At 68.6% G+C, this 19561-nt stretch carries 17 protein-coding genes; 3 read left to right on the forward strand and 14 right to left on the reverse strand.

The window, feature by feature from the left end; translation table 11 throughout:
• Position 1: 1 nt before the first annotated feature.
• The 3 genes from ATJ88_RS12215 to ATJ88_RS18105 form a co-directional block, all read right to left on the reverse strand.
• Entirely contained in the window at positions 2-568 is a 567-nt protein-coding gene (locus tag ATJ88_RS12215; protein WP_098464057.1) for a DUF3090 domain-containing protein, read from the reverse strand.
• Between the two features lie 9 nt (positions 569-577).
• The gene (locus ATJ88_RS12220) at positions 578-1282 is read right to left on the reverse strand and encodes an MSMEG_4193 family putative phosphomutase (RefSeq protein ID WP_098464058.1); all 705 of its coding nucleotides are present in this window, start codon (positions 1280-1282) and stop codon (positions 578-580) included.
• Between the two features lie 662 nt (positions 1283-1944).
• Positions 1945-2709, reverse strand: a complete 765-nt coding sequence (locus ATJ88_RS18105) for a hypothetical protein (RefSeq protein WP_141538668.1) — start codon at positions 2707-2709, stop codon at positions 1945-1947.
• 556 nt (positions 2710-3265) lie between these two features.
• On the opposite strand from ATJ88_RS18105, the gene ATJ88_RS12230 reads away from it, so the two are divergent.
• Entirely contained in the window at positions 3266-4702 is a 1437-nt protein-coding gene (locus ATJ88_RS12230; protein WP_098464060.1) for a hypothetical protein, read from the forward strand.
• A gap of 95 nt (positions 4703-4797) precedes the next feature.
• On the opposite strand, the gene ATJ88_RS12235 is transcribed toward ATJ88_RS12230, so the two are convergent.
• The 4 genes from ATJ88_RS12235 to ATJ88_RS12250 form a co-directional block, all read right to left on the reverse strand.
• On the reverse strand, positions 4798-5742 hold the full coding sequence (locus ATJ88_RS12235; RefSeq protein WP_098464061.1) for a hypothetical protein: 945 nt from the start codon (positions 5740-5742) through the stop codon (positions 4798-4800).
• Positions 5739-6494 (reverse strand): DUF2637 domain-containing protein, encoded by a 756-nt coding sequence (locus tag ATJ88_RS12240; protein ID WP_342744850.1) that lies wholly within the window; start codon positions 6492-6494, stop codon positions 5739-5741. Before ATJ88_RS12240 ends, ATJ88_RS12235 begins: the two co-directional genes overlap by 4 nt.
• On the reverse strand, positions 6491-7003 hold the full coding sequence (locus tag ATJ88_RS12245) for a helix-turn-helix domain-containing protein (protein WP_098464063.1): 513 nt from the start codon (positions 7001-7003) through the stop codon (positions 6491-6493). The genes ATJ88_RS12240 and ATJ88_RS12245 overlap by 4 nt, the downstream gene beginning before the upstream one ends.
• Before the next feature lie 143 nt (positions 7004-7146).
• On the reverse strand, positions 7147-8082 hold the full coding sequence (locus tag ATJ88_RS12250) for a hypothetical protein (protein WP_141538670.1): 936 nt from the start codon (positions 8080-8082) through the stop codon (positions 7147-7149).
• Between the two features lie 505 nt (positions 8083-8587).
• On the opposite strand from ATJ88_RS12250, the gene ATJ88_RS12255 reads away from it, so the two are divergent.
• Complete coding sequence (locus ATJ88_RS12255) at positions 8588-8962, forward strand: hypothetical protein (protein WP_098464065.1); 375 nt, start codon at positions 8588-8590, stop codon at positions 8960-8962.
• Complete coding sequence (gene mobF, locus ATJ88_RS12260; protein ID WP_245852654.1) at positions 8962-14064, forward strand: MobF family relaxase; 5103 nt, start codon at positions 8962-8964, stop codon at positions 14062-14064. The genes ATJ88_RS12255 and mobF overlap by 1 nt, the downstream gene beginning before the upstream one ends.
• Before the next feature lie 190 nt (positions 14065-14254).
• Here the strand turns inward: mobF and ATJ88_RS19135 are convergent, their stop codons facing one another.
• The 7 genes from ATJ88_RS19135 to ATJ88_RS19125 form a co-directional block, all read right to left on the reverse strand.
• Positions 14255-14524, reverse strand: a complete 270-nt coding sequence (locus ATJ88_RS19135) for a helix-turn-helix domain-containing protein (protein ID WP_098464067.1) — start codon at positions 14522-14524, stop codon at positions 14255-14257.
• Positions 14524-14760, reverse strand: coding sequence for a helix-turn-helix domain-containing protein (locus ATJ88_RS12270; RefSeq protein WP_098464068.1), 237 nt, complete (start codon positions 14758-14760; stop codon positions 14524-14526). The genes ATJ88_RS19135 and ATJ88_RS12270 overlap by 1 nt, the downstream gene beginning before the upstream one ends.
• A 54-nt stretch (positions 14761-14814) precedes the next feature.
• Positions 14815-15051: a hypothetical protein gene (locus ATJ88_RS18110; RefSeq protein ID WP_141538671.1), complete on the reverse strand. Its 237-nt coding sequence runs from the start codon at positions 15049-15051 to the stop codon at positions 14815-14817.
• 670 nt (positions 15052-15721) lie between these two features.
• Entirely contained in the window at positions 15722-16144 is a 423-nt protein-coding gene (locus tag ATJ88_RS12275) for a hypothetical protein (protein WP_098464069.1), read from the reverse strand.
• Positions 16141-18741 carry a helix-turn-helix domain-containing protein gene (locus ATJ88_RS12280; RefSeq protein WP_098464070.1) on the reverse strand — a complete coding sequence of 867 codons (2601 nt, stop codon included), beginning with the start codon at positions 18739-18741 and terminating at the stop codon, positions 16141-16143. Before ATJ88_RS12280 ends, ATJ88_RS12275 begins: the two co-directional genes overlap by 4 nt.
• Complete coding sequence (locus ATJ88_RS12285) at positions 18738-19079, reverse strand: hypothetical protein (protein WP_098464071.1); 342 nt, start codon at positions 19077-19079, stop codon at positions 18738-18740. Before ATJ88_RS12285 ends, ATJ88_RS12280 begins: the two co-directional genes overlap by 4 nt.
• Positions 19076-19555 (reverse strand): glutaredoxin domain-containing protein, encoded by a 480-nt coding sequence (locus ATJ88_RS19125; protein ID WP_342744851.1) that lies wholly within the window; start codon positions 19553-19555, stop codon positions 19076-19078. The genes ATJ88_RS12285 and ATJ88_RS19125 overlap by 4 nt, the downstream gene beginning before the upstream one ends.
• Positions 19556-19561 lie beyond the last annotated feature (6 nt).

Here is a 19561-nt window from a genome sequence, read left to right on the forward strand (position 1 = left end):
CTCAGTCACCCGAGCCCGGGGCGCACTCGTGCCCGTCGGAGTCCACCGGCATGCCGCACAGCGGGCAGGCGGGGCGACCCGCCGCGACCACCCGCCGGGCGCGCTCCGCGAAGGCGCGGGCCGTGCCCACCGGGATGCGCAGGAGCAGCATCTCGCTGGGCGCCGCGTCCTCGGCGTCGACCCCCACGCCGTCGGCGTCGTCGGCGTCGATCGGCTCCTCACCGACCGGGAACGCCTCGATGACCAGCTGCGCGGTCCGCGGGTCCCAGCCCAGCCGCATCGACCCCGCCCGGAAGTCCTCCTCGACCGGCTGGTCCAGCGGACCGTCGTCGACCAGCTCGACAGGCGCCTCGGCCGGGATGGACAGCTGGCCGTCCGCCTCCGCCAGCCCGTCGAGCAGCCGGTCGATCATCCCCGCGAGCACCGCGGACTGCTGCTTCTCCATCGCGACGCTCGTCGTCCGGTCGCCCGCACGGGCCTGCAGGTAGAACGTGCGCGACCCGGGACGGCCGACCGTCCCGATCACGACCCGGTCGGGCCAGTCGAACGAGTGCACCAGAGTCGTCATGACCCCACTCTAGGAGGCGCCCGCGCCGGCACCCCCGCCGACCGGCGCGTCACCCGCCGGGGCGGCACCGCGCAGCCAGGACAGGTCGCCGGCGTCGGTGTTCGTCGCCACGACCTCCGGCCGGTGCGGCCCGTACCGCACGATCGACACCGACGCCGGACCCACCGCGATCCGCTGGAAGAGGTCCAGATGCATCCCCAGCGCGTCCGCCAGCACCGCCTTGATGATGTCGCCGTGCGCCACCGCCGCCCAGACCGCGCCCGCGCCGTGCTGGTCACTGATGGCCGCGTCGTGGCGGCGGATCGCCGCCACCGACCGCGCCTGCATCGCCGCGAGCGACTCACCGCCCGGGAACGTCACCGCCGACGGCTGGCCCTGCACCTGCGACCACAACGGCTCCCGCGCCAGGTCCCGCAACGCCCGGCCCTGCCACCGCCCGTAGTCGCACTCGGTGATGCCGCGCTCGACGACGGTAGGCGGCGCCGGGTTGTCCGCGCCCTGCTGGTGCTCGACGATCGCACGCGCTGTCTGCCGGCACCTCTCCAGCGGGCTCGTCACCACCGCAGCCAGCGGCACCACTGCCAGACGGGTGGCGGTGCGGACCGCCTGCTCCCGGCCGGTGGCGTCCAGTCTGACCCCTGCCGTGCGGCCCGCGAGGATGCCCTTGGCGTTGGCGGTCGTACGGCCATGGCGGACGAGCAGGACGGTCGGCATGACTCGGAGCCTACGGCGTCCGCCGAGGCAGAACAGAGGCTCGGAGCTGCACCTGCGCGCAACTCCGAGCCGCTGGTCGAGCGATCGTTCCTGACCGACGCCGTGTCGGTCAGAAGTTGATCGTCTAGAGTTGATGACCCAGAATCGTTGAGATTCCGCGGTTCCAGAAGTCTTTGCTGCGAGCCGTGCCCCCTGCGTGCCCCTATGGTCAGCCCAAGTTGTCTGTGCCCTGCCCATCGACAGCCGCGGTTGGATCGACTCGTACAGACAGCGAGGCGATCGCGCTGCGAGTCGAGTTCAGACGTCTGAGCGCCCACCAGGCGAATGCGCATCGATGAGGTGCGGGCTCGACACCCAGGCGGTGGGCGCCTCACCTTCCGGCTCGCTGACCGCCAGCGTGCGGCCGCTGGCCACGGATCGGCACCCCGCCTACCTTGTGATCCAGTTCGACAACGCCGCATCCACCATCTCCCGGTCCGCGTCGGTCCACGCGACCGTGCGGCAGTCTGCCTCAAGCCACACGACTCCCACCGGCATCAAGAAGGAACCCCGTCGAGAACGTCTCCCGACCATAACCAAGAAGCGTTCACCTCTCCCGTGGTAGGCCCGGAACCATCGCATCCACCTACCCGAGTAAAGACTCCAGTCGGCGAGTGCACCGATCAGTCAGCGAAGCCGGAAACAAACTCCCAATTCCCCGACCTCGCGGCCTCGAGGTTCTCCATCGTGAAATCGAAGCAATCTGTCGATCCTGCGCAAAGAGTCGAACTATTGGAAATATGAGTAGGGAGCTGCTCACAATCTCCAATCCCATTCTGGCCGCTATCCAGATCAGCCTCCACACGCGCCAGGGCGATAAGCCTGTCGTACAGGTTTCCGCGAACGACGCCTAGAACCCCAGCGAACAGATTTAGGTCTTGACCAACCGGCTCCACATCATTGTTATCGAACCACTCATACGTTCCATGCTCGGCCAAGTTCGAGAACTCCCAGAACGCGACCGTGAAAGACGTGTCTATTTTATTGACGCACTCGACGACCTCCTCGGAGAAGATAACCCTCATCCGATTGCTCGCCGCGTCTAAGGCGCGCATCTCCTTGAAGGATCCGGCGGCGAGTCGCAGTCCGCTCGGGTTCCAAAAACCCTCGGTAGACAAAATTGAAGCGTCCCACTCTGTGTGGCCATCAGCTATGGCACGAGCCTCACGATTGACCCCGCCAGCCTTGCTTACTGCATCCGAGTATGCCATTGCATATGCATCCAGCACCTCACGCCTCAACTCAGTTGTCGCGTTGGACTCCTCGGCCCGTGAAGTCCTTTCGGAAACGACGATTGCAGATCCGCCGCCAATCAATCCGCCGATCACAGCACTCAAGATCGCGGTCCACGCTATGCCTCTCTTGGAATCGTCGACCCCGTCTGACATTCCCCAAGCCTCCCTGCTGGATCGCCACCTGAGTATCCACCGTAAGTACACCACTGCCGCACCTCGTTCTCGCTTCCGAGATGCAACTTTCACCCCCGAGTCCGCACGAGTTCGGCTGATCACCTAACACTTGACCCTCGGCGCGCGTGGCGACCTGCGGGATCTCGGCACGCCGCCGCGCCGCCGACATTCGCCCCTAGCAGCGGGCCGTGAGCGCCCGCACGCTGGTCCTGCTGGCTCAAGGACGTCGGGCCTGCCGACGCTCACTGACGTCGGCCACCAAGGCGCTGGAGCCAGGGTCAGGCACTCGCTGCGCCTTCGGGGGAGCCCGCACCCCGACGACGGCACAGCAGCAAGCTCCTGACCGGGCTGCGGTCCGTCGCCAAACGCGCTCAAGAGGACCTGGTCGGCCCTGCCGATGGCCCCTTGGCCCCCCGCGCCTCACCGAGATCGCCGCCGCCCTCGCCCTGCGCCACCTCAACGAAAGCCCGACGATCACGCGGCAGACAATGCCTAACACCCGGGGAGGGTTGCGCAGGGCCCTATTGTGTGGGCCATGAGCGAGATGATTGCCCCGACAGGAGGGGCTATTACGCCGGATGAGTCCGGGGTCCTTGGAGACCTGGCCCGCTTCGAGGCCACCGTCCGGGCCGAGCTCGAACGCGTCGGGCTGCCATCCCAGGACGTCTTCGTCGACGTACACGAGCGCGCCATGATGGTCTCGAACGTATCAGGCGTTCTCGCGCCACTCGCGCCCGCGATCCGCGACCGCTCACACTACATCAGCAAGATGATCGCAGCCGCGACCGTTGGCCTGTTCGATGCAGCGTTGAACTACCTCTGGGACGAACTCGTCAACGAGCTTCGCCAACGGGTCGCGGGCTTCGACCTCAGCTATTTTTTCGACATCGCGGTCGGAGCCAGCGAGTTGCGCAAGTCTCTGAAGACCGAGGATGACCTCAAGAAGATCAGCGACCAGAATCTCCTCGAGGCTTCCCGCGAGATCGGCCTTCTCACCGACGTCGGCTTCCAGAGGCTGGACCACGTGCGGTACATGCGCAACCACGCTAGCGCCGCCCACCCCAATCAAGTCACACTCACGGGACTCGATCTGGCCCAGTGGCTGCAAGTGTGCATCCGCGAGGTCATCACGACCCCGCCTGACACCGTGACTGCGCACACCGGCAAGCTACTGGCGAACATCAAGAAGGATCGCCTCGACGCCGACGCGATCCGGGACGCAGCGGTGTTCTTCGACCAGTTGCCACCCGACCGCGCGGCCACACTCGGCAACGGATTCTTCGGTCTATATACCGCCCAGAACCGCACACCTGTCGTTGCCGACAATGTCAGGACCCTGTGGCCTAAGTTGTGGCCGTTCATTGACGAGGACACCCGCCAGAGCTATGGTGTGCGCCATGCTCGAGCCCGAGCTTCCGCCGACACCGGCGTTGCGACCGCCGCTCGTGAGCTTCTCGACCTCGTCGATGGGGCTGCCTACCTCAACGCCGATGTGAGGGCCGCCGAGATATCCGAGGCGCTCGACGCACTCATGAGTGCTCATCAGGGCTGGAACAACTTCGCCAACGAACTCCCGGCGGCGCGCCGCGTCGCTAATCTCGCGGGCGACCAGGGCAACATCCCCGAGCCTGTCAAGGCCCAGTACGTATCGACCTTGGTAAAGACATTCTTGGGGAATAACTCCGGCGTCTCCTGGGCGGCTGCTGAGATCTACAAGGCACTACTGCAGCAACTCGACGGTGGCGCCGCGGGGCGCATGCTCCGCAGCTTCATGGACCCCGATGTCTCGTACCGACTAAGTTCGCGGATCGGTCAGGGCCAATGGCGCGAACTTCTCGAAATCGTCGAACCCAAGCTCACGTCCCAGACTGATAGGGCGCTCCTCGACGCCATCCGCGCATTCTCCGGCACTCCAGACAAACTGCGGCTGGACACGGCCATCACGAAGAAGGTCAAGCAGAGGCCACACTGATCCATCTCCGAGCCCGTGGGGAGGCTGTCGGCGGCATCGGGCGTCAAGTGACACCTCTGCCTGTGCCGACCAGAGTCATCCCACAAACAGCCAGCTCACCGAAAGCTGGGGACTGCGCCACTGACCTTAGGTGCCGGGCACCCAGTGCGTGCGGTCGCACCGTGGGCGGAGTCAACTGCCTGGCGAACCCCGCAATGATTCCGCGTGATCCACGCAAGCAGGCCCGTCGCTGCCTCCGCGCGTGCCGCCGAGGTCCGACCGAGGTGGTCCACGAGACCCGACGTCGCCAGGGCACCGGGGCCGAACTGCTGACCGAAAGCACTGCGCTGCTCGACCCACCAAACTGCGAGGGTCGACGTCGCCTCAACCAGGGTGGTGAACAGGCCGAGCTCGGCCGCCGTCGTCGGCTGCAGCTGCTGGCCTGCGTCGAGGCGTGCGAGCGCCCAAGGCCGCCAGTCGATGTGACAGCGGCGCACGATCGCTCGCGTCGACGGCGTTCGCCCTGAAGCGATTGCGTCGAGCGCGGCAGCGACGTCGGCCCGTAGACCGGGCGAGTGATTGCGCCGGATGGCCTCTGCGATCGTGGCCCATGCTGCATCCCCGAGCCGGGACTCCACCAGCAGGCGAAGCGCAGCCAGTGCGGTGAGCCGTGGGTCTGCAGCGTTCGGGACGGCCGGTTCGTCGAGCAGCGGGAGGGTTTCGCTGCGGTGGATGTAGGTGGCGCGGGCTGTCTTGACTCGGCGGGCGACGAGATTGCGGGCGATACCGAATGTCCAGCGCCGCTGGTCCTCGGCGCACTGGCCCGTCCAGCGGTCGCGTTGGGTCCACAGGATCTCGACGACGTCGCCCGCAATCTCTCCGGCCGCGCTGGCGAGGTCTCCGAGCTCGTCACGCAGGACCGTCGACGTCCCCGCGGTGCTCAGACGGCGTCGCGCGTATCCCTCGACGTGCGCGCAGAGTTCGAGGATGCGGGTGCCGACGTCGTCCTCACGGATCGCGGTGACGGTGAGGGACGCTTGGACTTCGGCAACGGCAGTCACGGTCGGACCTCCTCGGACTTGGTGGTCCGCGCGCGCAGGTCGCGTAGCCAGCGGCGGCCCGTGGCCTCTGAGCCGGCGAAGCCTGCCTCGACGACCATCCGCCCCGTCGGGCGCACCCCGGCCCGCTGCTGGGCCTCCACCCAAGCGTCGAAGCCGTCGGACGCCTTCGGGTCTGCGTTCGCCTCGCCCTCGGTTAGAGCTTCGATGGCCGCGTAGTCGTCCGTCGAGGCGCCGGAGTCTGTCGTGGTGATCTGAGCCCTCGGGCTTGGCGCGTCGTTGAGCGTGACCGCGGCGAGAGATACCCGTTCAGCTGCACTCGCCCGTTCACGTTCCTCGCCGCGGCGTACCGCGATGAGGACGAGCATGTGGGTGGTCAGCAGCAGCGACAACGACGGGACCGAACTGAACAGTGAGGCGATCGGCCGCGACAACACCATCTGTCCGACGGGGACGGGTTCGGCGTGCAGGAAGTTGCCCGACCACGAGGCAGCAGCGAACACGACGAGCAGCACCCAGGCGTACCAAGTGCCGACAGCCCCACGTGCCCGGAACCGGAACGCCGCCCACGTGCCGAACAGGATGACCGTGTCGATCGTCAGCGGGAACATCCACGCCAGCCGCGGTGTGATCCCCGAGGCGATGCCGACGGCCCGCAGCGCATTGAACGACAGCGTGAACGCCATCACCGCCGCGATCATGCACAACAGCACCCCTGGCCACAACGCCCCTGCCAGGGGGCGGCCGCGGCTCACCGCATTCCCCTCGCCACAGCGCTGACCGACAGCACCTCAGGCTCGGGCACTCCGACGTCGACGGCGATCCGCTTTAGGTCGTCGAGCGCCTGCCCGACAGCTTCGCCGGCGACGGAGCGCACCTGCTCGCGAAAGCAGAGATCGGTGACCCACTCGTCCGCGCCGACGATGTGCTCGACGAAGGTTCGCGCGGCCATGCTCAGAGTCGAGGCCTTGAGCTCGGCGTGCTCGACGAGGATCTCGGCTCGAGTCCGCACATGCTGCGGGGGTCCCGATGCCGGATCGACACCGCGGCAGTCGGGTGGCACCGGCGCCGTCGAGGACCGGCCAACCGGCAGCCGCCCGGCCGCGACCAATGCGCGCTTGTGATCCGAGACGGTCGCCTGACCGATCCCGAGGTGCAGGGCAATCTGCCGCTGCTTGAGCCCGGCGGCGAGCATCGTGCAGACCTGCTCGCGCAGTTCGGTCGAGTCCATCGAGGTCTCCCTGGCGTCGGTGATTGCGTACACCAGGGGAATGCTCAGTAGGTCGACGGGGAGTAACAGGCAGCCGTCGCCTCACGCTCGGACTGCCACGATCAGGCCCTGGCCCGCGACACTTCAGCTGTTCCACGGACAAGCCGATGTCGACGCGTGCCGAGAGTGCGCGGGAGTCAGGAGCGCGCGACGCAGGACTTGCAGGCCTCATTCGCGACGAGCCCGACTCGCGCACCAGAGTCCGCCGCGACCGTCCGTCCGTTGCGCAGGTCCTGCCAGGCCCCAGGACGGGTGACCTCGCCCCACCTGCAGAAGTCCTCGTCGTCACCCTTGTGGAAGCACCCCGCCAGGTGGCCGACATGTGAAGGCGAGACGTAGACGACCGCGGTGTCGGCCAGCGTCGTCGCGCTCGCGTTGCCGGCCCTCGGCGAGCACAGAGCACAGGTCCCCGGCGCCATCTCGTGGATGCACAGGTCTTCGGTCATCTCGTCCCTTGTCTCGACCGGCGCCACAGGGAAGTCGTTCAAGTCCTTCCGGTTCACGTTGGCGACGGCTTGGATCGCCTCGGCGAGGTCGTGCCAGGCGATGGGTTCCCCACCGAGACGGATCACTCTCGAGAGCACCATTGACTTCTGCCCCGTTCCAGCCACCACCCCACCCGAGAGGACGTAGAAGTCCCAGGCGCCGATGTCGAGACCGTCGTAGGGCCGGTCTGCGGTCGTCGTCTGGACGCAGAAGACGTACACGTCGGCGACAAACGCGTCGATCATTTCTCCGGTGGCTGCGCTCCAGGAGCGCTTCACCTTCGATCCTTCGCGGCTACCGGGAAGTCCGCCGAATTTCAGCACGACCGGCCCGCTTCGCTGCCACGTCTGGGCGTGGCCGCTGGTCTTGACCTCGATCGTGGTGCCGTCCGGGGCGAGCACGTCGTAGGCGTCCCATTCGATGCGCGGCCCCGTGGCGCCGACCGCCTTGGCGACCAGGAACTCGGCGAGGTAGCCGCGGGCGGCGTTCTCCTTCAGGTTCGACAGCGCGTAGGCCCAAAAGTCACGTACGGTCGCGTCAATGTCGGTGAAGGTCTCGTTACCGGTGAGACGGACGAAGTCGGTCATGAGCGGAAACCTAGTCCGTGACCACGACATCGACGGGCCACCCTCCCGCTCGAACGACACGCAAGCTCCTCTTCAACGGCGATGCTGACGTCGAAGACCGCCGACACCGAAATTCGTGACGCACCTCTTGCACCCGTGTAGATCGGCGGCCTGACACGCTGACCGATATCGCCAGTCCGGCTGGGCGGACAGGCTCGATGTGCTGGGCATGGAGACGACATCGAGCCTGGGCAGATTGTGCGGCAACCCGACCTGCAGGTCGCCGATCCCCACCGCTCGCCGGCCGAATGCGAAGTACTGCTCGTCGGCCTGCGCGAGCCTGGTATCGACACGAAACTACGCGGCCCGACGGCGCGGGCAGGCCGAGTGGACCCCGACCGTCCCGGCCGAGCACATGTGCAGGCGCCCCGACTGCCGTCACACGGTGAGTGTTGAGCGTGCCCGTCACGGGGGCCGGTACTGCTCCGATCAGTGCGCGCGGGCTGCTCGCCGCGAACGGTCAGCCGTGCACACCAAGCGGTCGCGGGCGCTCACTCGCCAGCGTGCTGCCGCCCGCCGTGACCGCGCGCTCGCCGCCACGCTGGAGATGCTCAGCCAGGACGCGACGATGCGCATCCGCGAGCTTGAGGCAGGCGAGGCCGCGATCGCTCGCCAGCTCGGCGAGCTGGAGGAGATCACGGTCGGGCACGAGCAGAACGCTCAGCAGCTGTCCCGCTGGCTGTGGCATCTGGCCGCCGTCTATGGCGATCGCCTCGTCTTCGACGAGTCCGTCCAGACCCTGTTGCGCTACTACCTGCCCGAGCTCGCAGGCCCAACCAGCGACCACCATCCCACCGAGGACACATCCACCGATGCGGAGCCGCGCACCGAGGGCTGGTGATGACGGTGACGATGAACCTGACGAAGATCACGACCGTCGCGGGTGTCGCCTACCTGCTGAAGTCCGTCGTCAAAGGCGACGGCACCGGACCTGCTACTTCCGGCGCCATCGGGTATTACACGCATCCGGGCACGCCCGCGGGTGTCTGGGTTGGCTCGGCTGTGCCAGATCTCGGGCTGGCTATCGGCGACGGCGCGACCCGTGAACAGGCCGAGCGACAATTCTCCCGGTTCGCCCATCCAGTGGCCGGGACACCGCTGGGCGCCCCACCCCGTCAGCTCCACACCGCCCGCGCGCAGGAGTCGCCCGACCAGGTATCGGGGTTCGACCTGACGTTCAGCATCCCCAAGTCGGTGAGCGTCATCTGGGGCGTCGCCGATCGCGACACACAGGCAGCGATCATGACCGCTCACCGTGACGCGATCACGCGGACGCTCGACTGGTTCGAGACCGAGGTCGCGTCGACCCGGCAAGGCCGGGCAGGGGTCGCCTCCGCGAGCATGCGCGGGGTGATCGCGATCGCCTACGACCACTTCGAGACCCGTGACGGCGACCCCCACCTGCACACGCACGTCGCGCTCGCCAACCGCGTACGCCGCACGTTCGACGGCAAGTGGCTCACGCTTGACGGGCGCACCGTGTACCGGTCGGCGGTCGCGATGAGCGAGCTCCACCAGAACGCGCTGCTCGACCTGCTCCATGAGCGCTTGGGCATGGTGTTCGTCGAGCGTTCCAGGCCTGATGCGCGCTCAACCCGCTCGGTCGTGGCCGACGTCGCCGGGTTTCCGCCCGACCTCGTCGAACGGTTCTCCACTCGCCGATTCGCCCTGCGGCAACGCCGCGAGACACTCGAACGCCAGTGGCTGTCCGATCACACCGACCTCGACGCCCTCCCACCGACCGTGCAGGCAGCCCTCGACGCGCAAGCCTGGCGCGAGACCCGCAAGCCGAAGGACGCCGTCGCCGCGCCTCTCTCCGCGCTCACTCGCCGCTGGCGCGACCAGCTCCGTCACCTCGGCCACGACGCCCGTGGCCTGATCGCCCGCGTGCTCGACCACGAGCCGGCACCGGCCGCCGCCCTGCAGATGCGCGGCGACGTCGTCACGCAGCTTGCCCGCCTGGCGATCGCGCACCATCTCACCGACGGTGCGGGGGTCGACCGCGAGCACCTGGCCAGCATCACCGACGCCGACGTCGAGACATGGCTCGACCATCACGACGACGGCAAGACCCGAGATGTGCTCGCCCGCTCCGTCCACGACACTCTCGCGCGCAGGCGGGCGACGTGGTCGCGGTTCAACGCCCGCGCCGAGGTCGAGCGCCTCACCCGTCTTGTCCGCTTTCGCCCCTACGAACGTCAGGGAGTCATCGATCGGATCACCGACGCCGCGATCGCCCTGTGCGTCCCGATCACGCCGCACCGCTACGAGCTTCCCGCGGGCGCAGCTGCCGACCCGCGTCTGGCCTACGGCGGCCATGCGGTGTTCGACAACCCCAACCTGCGGCTGTTCACCGCGCAGGAGGTCCTCGACGCCGAAGCCTTCTTGGACTCCCTCACCGACCGCGACGGTGCCCGTGTGGCGCCCGAGGATGTCGAGACCGCGCTCGCCGCATGGCAGGGGCAAGCCTTGGCCGTCGATCAGATCGACGCCGTCCGACACCTGGCAGGTAGTCCGCACGCGCTGACGGCGCTGGTCGGCCCGGCAGGTTCGGGCAAAACCACGACGATGCGCGCACTCCACGACGTCTGGACTACCGCCCACGGCCCCGGAACCGTGCTGGGTGTCGCCCCGTCCGCGCGGGCCGCCAACGAACTCGCGGCGTCGGTCGGGATCGATGCCCACACCCTGGCCATGTTGCTCGCCCGCCACTCCCCCGACGCGCGAGCGGGCCGTGCAGCACGCCGCCGCGACTACACGGCCGCGCTCAACTCGACGCACCCGCGCCGTCGTGCGGCGGCGGCTCGCGGTCTTGCCGCCCTGGACGCCGAGGAAGCCTCGTACACGCTGCGGCACGGCACCCTCGTCGTCGTCGACGAAGCATCGATGTGCTCGACCCGCGACCTCGCCGCCCTCGGCCGACTGGCCGTCGCGGCGGGAGCGAAGATCGCCTTGGTCGGCGACCCCGCCCAGCTCGACGCCATCGACGCCGGAGGGATCCTCGGCTGGCTCGACCGCCAAGGCAAGACCGCCCACCTGTCCCGCCTGTTCCGGTTCGACGCCCCCTGGGAGGCCGCCGCCTCGCTGCGCCTGCGCGACGGCGACGCCACCGTCCTCTACCCCGACGACGACGGTCCGCCCACCTACGCCGACGCGGGCCGCATCCACGACGGTGACAGCGACGCCATGCTCGACGCCGCCTACGACGCCGTCCGCACCGCCCAGCGTGTTGGTCGCACCGCCGTCCTGGTCGCCGCCACCAACGACCACGTCGCCGACCTGAACCTGCGCACCACCCTGGACCGTCGCGAGGCCGGGGAAGTCGACACCACCCGCCTCGTCACGCTCCGCGCCGGGCAGGACGCAGGCGTCGGCGACCTGCTCTACGCCCGTCTCAACGACTACCGCAACCTGCGCGACGACTCAGGCGTGGCCATCCACAACGGTGACCTGCTGCGCATCACCGCCATCGACGACCACGGCTCCGCGACCTGCCGACGCGTCGACACCGGCGCGAACATCACGCTCCCGCGAGGCTACCTCGCACAGCATTGCGACCTCGGGTACGCCCTCACCGCACACCGCGCCCAGGGCATCACCGTCGACGAAGCCCACCTGTTCGTCCCCTATGGCGCACGGATGACCCGCGAGCTGCTCTACGTCGCCATGACCCGCGGCCGGATCAACAACACCGCGTGGGTCGGACTGCCCGACGCCGCCGACCTCGCCCACGAGAACCGCTCGGCCTTCGAGACCGACGACGACGGCGCCCGCCATCTCGCGATGCCGACCGGCGCGTCGATCCTCGCCCGCGCACTGGCCGCCGTCGGCGCCGAGCAAACCGCCCACGAACAACGCGACACCGACGTCGCCGCGCACACCAACCTGGGACGGCTCGTCGCCGAGCACGAGACCCTCGCCTCCCACGCCGTCGCACCCCGCCTGGCCGCCCACCTCGCCTGGCTCCACCCCGAGATCGACTTCACCGCCTCCCCCGCTTGGGACGCCCTCGTCTCCACCTTCCGGCACGCCTACGCCGTCAACCCCGACCGCGCCCTGCGCCTGCTCCGCATCTCCCCCGGCCCCTGCGCACGCACGACGTCCCGGGGAGTCCTTGACCTGCGGGACACAGACAGCGAGGACACCCCGGTCCAGACGGGCGGCGACCCCGCCAGCGAACCAGGCCGCGTCGACCCGACGGCGATCACGCAGTGGCGCCTCGCCGGAGCCCTCGTCGACCCTGCACCAGTCGCCGCCGACGACCCCGCCTACATCGCAGGGCTCGTCGTGAGAATCCAGACCGACGACGCGCCGCTCGCGGACCTCGCCCGCCAGTGCGAAGCATTGATCACAGCGCGGGTCGCCGACCTCGCCCGCCAACTCGACGACGACCCACCGCCCTGGCTGTCCGACGCCCCGCCAGCGCCCGACCCCGACGCCGCACCCGAACTGCGTGACAAATGGCGCCAAGCGATCCTCGCCGTCACGATTTACCGCGACACCTGGCAGGTCACCGCTCCCACACCGCTCGGCCCCGTACCCGTGGGCGACCGGCGCCGACTCCGACACTTCGAGCAGACCCACGACCTGCTCGCCCACTGGCACGACGGCAACCCGAAGCCGGGCCCGGACCTGTCCCGACCCGTCGCGACCGACCCACACGCTGACATCGACTGGGAAGCGCTCGACCCCGGCGACCACGACCTCGACGTTCCCCCAGGAGCGCAGTTCATCGACAACGCCTGTGAACCTCTGTCGGACCCTGCGCCCTACGCGCACGACGACTCCTCGCCGACCTCTCGGACGGAATCGTCATGGTGCGATCACACCCCCGAGCCCTACACGCCGGACCCTGGCACGCTCGACCGCATTGCCGCAGTCAACACCGCCGCCTGGGACTACTGGCAGTCCTGCGCAGCCGCTCCGTCATCCTGGGTTCGCGCCTACCTCACCGACAGGGGCCTCCGCGACGTCGTCCCCCACGCACACGCCCCCGCAGGATGGACCACGACGATCGAACACCTCCGTCGCAGTGGCTTCACCGACGACGAGCTCCTCGACGCCGGCCTCGCGACCCGCACACGCACCGGCCGCCTCATCGACCGGTTCCGCGACCGCCTCCCCCTGCCCATCTACGACGACACCGGGAGCATCGCCGGATTCACCGCCCGAGCCAACCCCGCCGAGACAACCGCACGCCCGGACACCCCGAAGTACCTCAACACCCCCACCACCGCGGCCTACGACAAGAGCCGCCTGCTCTACGGGCTCACCCCCGAAGCGCGGCAGCGCCTCGCCGGCGGAGCCGCCCCCGTCCTCGTCGAAGGCCCCATGGACGCCGCGGCCATCGACACCCTCACCCGCAACGACCTCGTCCCGATCGCCGTCTGCGGCACAGCCGTCACCCCAACACACCTCTCGGCGATCGCACGCGACGCGGGGAGTCTCAATGGACTGGTTGTCGCGTTCGACGCCGACGCCGCCGGCCAAGCCGCAGCCGCTCGCCTCTGGTCACTGCTCGGCCCCGGCGATGCGGGCCCCACACGCCAAGCGACCTGGTCAGGAGCGAAGGACCCCGGCGAACTCATCCAATCGGGCAAGACCAAGAGCCTTGACCAAAGTCTTGCCCACCCACGACTCCTCGCCGTTGCCCTGGTGGAACGCCTCGCGGCGACGGCGATCGCCCCCGAGACCATCGAGGGGCAAGTGCTGCTGCTGCGTGCCGTCGCGGCCGAGGTCGCCCCCACGCGCAACACCGAGGCAATCACGGCAGCAACGAACGCCCTCGTCGACAGCTTCGGCCCGGACAGTGCCATCGACCACACGATAGTCACCGAGGAGTTCGCTGACGCGCGGCCGAAGGTCGGCCATACCGAGGAGTTCGGCGGAGGCGAACCTTATCCGGGCGAAGATCTCACGGACCAGACGGCAACGATGACATAGGTCACGGCTGAGCGGCGGCCGTCTGAGGTGAGCACGACGACGGGCTGACCTGCGGTTTGTCTTGTAGGCGGTCTGGCAGAGGCAGGAATCGACCTTCCGGCGGGTTATGTGATGGCTCAACCGCGCTGGCGGCCCACCCGGACCTGCATAGAGTGCGAAGCCTCGCTGCCGCCATCGACCAAGACCTGCTCTACGTCTTTCTCGACCGCGACCGTGTACTCGTGGCCGCAGGCCTCGCACCTCGGCCTCGCCGAGGTGTTCCAGTTCGATCGAGGCTCCTGCGGACGGCAGTCTGGGTCCGTCCCGTCAGTTCGCCGATCTCTCGCAACGACAGGCCTTGCTCGTACTGCGCTGCAACGAACTGGTCCAGCCGCCGGAGTTCTTCGCTCGCGTACCGCGTCTTCTCGTCGTGACGGAACTGAGGCAGCACTGTAAGTACCGGGCGCCCAGGGTAGGGCATCAGGCCTCAGGGTCCTCAGTGCCGACATCGCCGGCCTCGACGGCAGCGCGCGTCGCCCCGTACTGACGCTCGATGTACTCCTCCAACTTGCTTCGCTCGATCCTCCAGACCTTCTTCGGACCGATCTGGATACCGGGCAGCTCTCCAGTCCGCAGGATGGTGTACACCTGAGCGCTCGTCACGGCGAGTTCGTCAGCGACGGCCTTGACGGCCAGGAAGCGGGGTGAAGTGTTCACGGCCCGATCCTGACACGGAGCAGCCGCCGTATGCGCGGACCGCTCGTCCGATGATCAGAGGGAACCGGCTGGCGGGTAGTCCTCCTTAAGGATTCGCTCCATGGCCTCCGCCGTGCGCTGACCGTTGACTACGTGCTGCTCGAACAAGTCGACAATCCGTAACACCGCGAGGACGTTGAAGACACCGCCGGCGACAAGAAGCAGAATTCCGACGACACCAGCGCCCCCGCCTCCACTGCCACCTGCTAGACCGATTGCAAGGCAGATACCGCCGACGAGCCACAGCGCCAATCCGACAGTCAGGTAGATGGAAGTTCGCGACTCCGTTGGTCGAGGTGATCGCACCGTGGCTCCTAACGCAGATGATCAGGCTGCGCGCCAGGCTATGAGGGAGTTCGGGGTAGCGCGCGACCAGCCGAGTTCCGAAGCCGAGCTTCACCCGCTGCATAGCTGGACCCGCGCTCAACCCTTTCCTGGACCCGCGACCACGCGTGCCGCCGCCAGTCGGCAAGTGCGACACCGGCGCCGCCCGTCGGAGAACATGTAGGTATTCGCCTCGGTGTACTCGTGCCCGTGCGGGCAATGTGTCTTGGCGCGCTGGTGCTCGGCTCCGTCACGAGCATCGAGGCTGCCGTGCCGCTGCTGCCGCTTGAAGTGCATCCGGCAATATCCATGGCTCCCGCCGCCGGAGCGGGTGCACCCTGGGGCCCTGCAATCCACGGCAGGCCGCAGGGTGTAGTACTCCACTATCTGGGTCGCGACGTCAGGATCGATGACCCATCGACCACCTTCCGTCTGATGACCCGAACGTCGTAGCCATCCTCGGATCGCAGCAGCGCTCACCGAGAGATGCCGCGCAAGTAAGCTCGGCGATGTTGGTAATCGGTCCATGTGCGGACGCTATCCCGCGACCTCTCCCGCCAACACACCGTCTCGCGTCGTTAGAACCTGTTCCGTCGGGCTATCGCTCTATTGCGCGGCGACGCGCCCGAGCGGCCATCACGCTACCCAGCGGCGTGAACGCCGCCAGGAACGCACCGACGCCAAGAGCCAGGAGCGCGAGTCCCGCGAGGTTGACGACCGTGCCACCGATGGAGCCGCCGATCGTCATGCCAGCCAGGAGGAGCACGCCAGCCAGGCCCGCGGCCAGCACGAGAGTGCGTGGTGCTTGCGCGAAAGGTCGGCCGTCGTCGCGCCACCGCCAGTGCAGGTGAACGGCCCGCGCGACGGCCCAGGGCGCCCCGACGACGAGGAACACCCACGCAGCACCGACGGCCACGATGTCGCCTGACGCCTCGTCCGCACCCATGCCGAGCAGCCAGGCCACTCCGCAAGCCGCGAGCGCGAGGTCGGCGGCTGTGGTCCAGTGTCGTCTCTCGCTCATAGTCCTGGTCCTTCCGTGTTGGCAGGGCCGCCACCCACGGAGGCGGGCACACCTGGCTGGTCGTCCCATCCGGTCCCGATGTCGAACTCAAGGTCCATCGCCGTTCCTTCAAGGTCACGGACCCGGTCACCACCAGTTTGCTCCGCGCCAGCGACGCTGCCGTCGAACGCGAGTTCGCCGTCATCGCGCTCGGGAGTCGCAGCGGCGAGCTTTTCGGCCGAGACCGCGCGGGCGGGTTCGATGAGCCAGGCGACCTCCGCGGGGTCCAGTCCGCACCGGTGGCCGAGTTCGGCGAGGGTGCCGTTCGTCGCGGTGAGGACTCCTGTGAGGCGTGCTCGGGCGTCGTTGAACGCGGTCCCGGCCGCGTCGAGCGTGTCGATGCCCGCGATCATCTCGGCCGAGGCGTGATCGGCGAGCGCGCGGTGGCCGTCGTCAGCCGCATAGAGGACGCGGTTGCGTGCTTGAGCGGTGGCCAGGGAGTCCGTCGCAAGGGCCTGCACGCGGGTGGAGAAAGACTCTCGCTCGGGTGAGCTGGCGATCACGCGTGGAGCCGTCAGCCGTTCGAGCTCGAGCCAGGCGGGACCGTACCGGGGGTTGTTCTCGGGGGTAATGGGCTCGTAGACGGTGACGGCACGCCGCACCATCGAGCCGGCGGGGCGTTCGAGGGACAGGTGTTCGGCGCGCTGGAAGTAGTAGCCGGCCGTCCCGGCTCGGAGCATGCGAGAGATCGTGGCGTCAAGGGCTTGGCTCGCGAGGGTCAGATCACTTAGGTCGGGTTCGGTTGGGCGGCGTGCGTGCTTGAGGATGCGGACGGCGTCGGCGATCTCGACGACGGCGATGGACTCGGTCCCTGCAGTGCCGGCGACTTCGGTCAGGGCGGCGTCGATGTCGACGTAGCGTCGGTATCGCTCGGCGTGGATCTCGGCGACCTCATTCAGACCGAGAGTGAGCGCGTGGTGGCGGGCGAAGCCGGCGATGCGACGTTGAGCGTCGACGAGCCAGCGCATCACCCTGGCCTTGACCGGTTCGGGCTCGCCTGCGAGATGGTCGGCGGCCTGGCTGAGCGCGCCTGCGACGGCCCCCAGGGTTGCCGGATGCGGACCCGGCTGCAGCTCGGGCGTCTGGGATCCCCCGAGTCGATCGATGGAGAAATCCGCCGCAGGATTGCCCTTCGCCCACGTGGTTGCGTCGAGCACCACGGCGTGAAGTGCCCACTTGTCGCCCTTCGGGCCGACGGCCGTGGGGAGGCGGTGCCAGCCGCGAGCAGCGGCGTACCTCTCGTCGAGGGCGACCAGGGCGCGCAGCGCCGCGACGGTGTCCGTCAGTGCCGCGACGCGCTGATCGCGGGTCAGGTGCGTCGGCAGGTCACGTTCGCTGCCCGCCATCGCGGCTGTGGCTGCCTGCCGCCACAGTTCGACGGCGCGGATCGGCTGCGGGGTACCGAGGTCCGCGGCCGTGGCGCGGGCGCCGTCGGAGTCGCGCAACTCCAGGAGTGCAACTCGCAGCCGGTAGGTGGGATCGGCCGCCGCGATCGCGGCGCTCGCGTAGCGGACTTCCACGGCCTGCTCGACGACGTCGGCGAGGTAGGCGATCACCTCGGTGCGGTATCGCATGACCAGTTCGGCGGTGGCGATGCGCTGCTCGGGAGTCGCCCGGTCAGGGATCTCGATGGCCAGGTCGGCGATGGCTTGCTCGATCGGCACATCGGGTCCGCTGTCGCGGGGCGAGAGATGCCGGCCGTCACTCAGCACAGACTGGTGATAGGCAACCGATGAGCGGTCCAGCCCGAGCGCTGCGGCCATCTCCTCCTGGGTGTAGCCGCGCTCAGTGAGAAAGGTGACCATCTCGCGTGTCTCGTCCGCGAGACCGGTCGCGTCGACGTCGAGACCGTGGGAAGCCAGCACCGCGGCCGGGTCGGGCCGCGGGTCGGGCGTCCACCCGGAAGCCTCGAGCCGTCGCTGATAGGTCCGCACCGTGCCGACGTTCAGACCGAGAGTGTCGGCGATCTCCTGCTGCTCGTGGCCCCGTCCCCTCAGGAACCCGATCAGACGTCTGTACGCGGCTGATCGATCCGGCCCGCGGGGAGTCGTTGCCCGGTCGGGCACCTCGAGCTCTGCCTCCGCCAGTGCGCTGGCCGCGGTGACGACGGCCGGTGTCCAGCCGTCGGCTTCCAGCAGTCGGCGGTAGCGAAGCACCGTGTGGACGGTGGTGGCGACCGCGGATGCGATCTGTTGGTGGTCGTAGCCGCGTTCCAGGAGGAGCGCGATGGCGCCGCGCATGGTGCGTTGCCTCTCCTGCTCGCGGCTGGCGAAGGGACGAATGTCGAACCCGCCGTCGAGGAGCGCGTCGGACGCCGTACGCCGAGGGCCTGTTCCCAGCCGTCCGTCGTCGCGGAAGGCCGCGTGGTACTCGCGCAACAGCTCGCGGCCGATCCCGAGGGCCTGCTGGATCTCGTTCCAGGAGTAGCCGTCCGTGAACAACCTGCCGGCCAGCTCGCGGCGTGGATCGCGCCCGTCGAGCGCTGCCCGTACCCGCTGTGTCGCGAGCAGCCTGCCCAGTGCGTCGCGCAATGCTGCGGCGCTCTGCCCGTAGGTCACGGCAGGTCCCCGGCCCCGCCGGTGCGCACGTCGTCGGACCAGACCGCGTCGAGATCGGCGATCACGAGCTCAAGCCCCAGACGATCGCCGTGCTCGGCAAGGCGTTCGACGGCGGAGCGGGCGTGCACATACAGCCTGTCGCGATCGCCGGTCGCGACAGGCTCTGCTGCCGGAATCGGGAGGTCGGTTGCCGCTTCGAGGGTCAGGAGTACCTCGGTGTACGACAGCGTCGAGAAGGCCGGCAGGGAGGCCTGCAGGGCGGTGAGGTTTGAGCGTGCTGCCCGGTACGCCTCCCCCCTTGCCTCCTGGCGCGTGCTGGCGCCGCGGACGGGCCTCACCGTCCTGGCCCAACGACGGCGGGCGCGGCGGGCGGTTCTCCGCCGGGACTGGCGTCGAGGTCGGCGATCCGGTCGGGCCGGAACCCTGCCCAGTGCTCACCGCCGGGAGTCACGACGACCGGCGCGGACATGTAGCCGAGGCCGCGAGCAAGGTCCAGCGCCTCCGCGTCGTCGGCGAGATCGACTTGGACGAAGTCGACGCCCTTCTTCGTCAGAGCCCGCACGGTGGCGTCGCACTGGACGCATCCGGGCTTGGACAACACGGTGACCTTGTCACGCCCCAGCACGCGAGCGATGTCGTCGACGTCCACGCCCGTGGCGTCGGCCAGCTCGCGCAGTGTGCCTTCGGTCGCCGCCAGAGCCCCGACCAGGCGTGCTGCCGCATGACTCAACTTCTCGCCGGCCTCGTCCGCTTCCCTGGTGGCTCCTCGGTAGCCCGCGCCAGTGCCTGCCAGGGAGTCACGGCCGACGATCACGCTGGC

It is taken from the genome of Isoptericola jiangsuensis (genome assembly GCF_002563715.1).
In the GTDB taxonomy this organism is placed as follows: domain Bacteria; phylum Actinomycetota; class Actinomycetes; order Actinomycetales; family Cellulomonadaceae; genus Isoptericola; species Isoptericola jiangsuensis.

What these genes read in the sequence shown, in the direction of transcription:
- ATJ88_RS18105 (WP_141538668.1), bottom strand. Translation starts at nt 2,709, where the DNA reads ATGTCAGACGGGGTCGACGATTCCAAGAGAGGCATAGCGTGGACCGCG.
- ATJ88_RS12230 (WP_098464060.1), top strand. Translation starts at nt 3,266, where the DNA reads ATGAGCGAGATGATTGCCCCGACAGGAGGGGCTATTACGCCGGATGAG.
- ATJ88_RS12250 (WP_141538670.1), bottom strand. Translation starts at nt 8,082, where the DNA reads ATGACCGACTTCGTCCGTCTCACCGGTAACGAGACCTTCACCGACATT.
- ATJ88_RS12275 (WP_098464069.1), bottom strand. Translation starts at nt 16,144, where the DNA reads ATGAGCGAGAGACGACACTGGACCACAGCCGCCGACCTCGCGCTCGCG.
- ATJ88_RS12215 (WP_098464057.1), bottom strand. Translation starts at nt 568, where the DNA reads ATGACGACTCTGGTGCACTCGTTCGACTGGCCCGACCGGGTCGTGATC.
- mobF (WP_245852654.1), top strand. Translation starts at nt 8,962, where the DNA reads ATGACGGTGACGATGAACCTGACGAAGATCACGACCGTCGCGGGTGTC.
- ATJ88_RS19135 (WP_098464067.1), bottom strand. Translation starts at nt 14,524, where the DNA reads ATGCCCTACCCTGGGCGCCCGGTACTTACAGTGCTGCCTCAGTTCCGT.
- ATJ88_RS12220 (WP_098464058.1), bottom strand. Translation starts at nt 1,282, where the DNA reads ATGCCGACCGTCCTGCTCGTCCGCCATGGCCGTACGACCGCCAACGCC.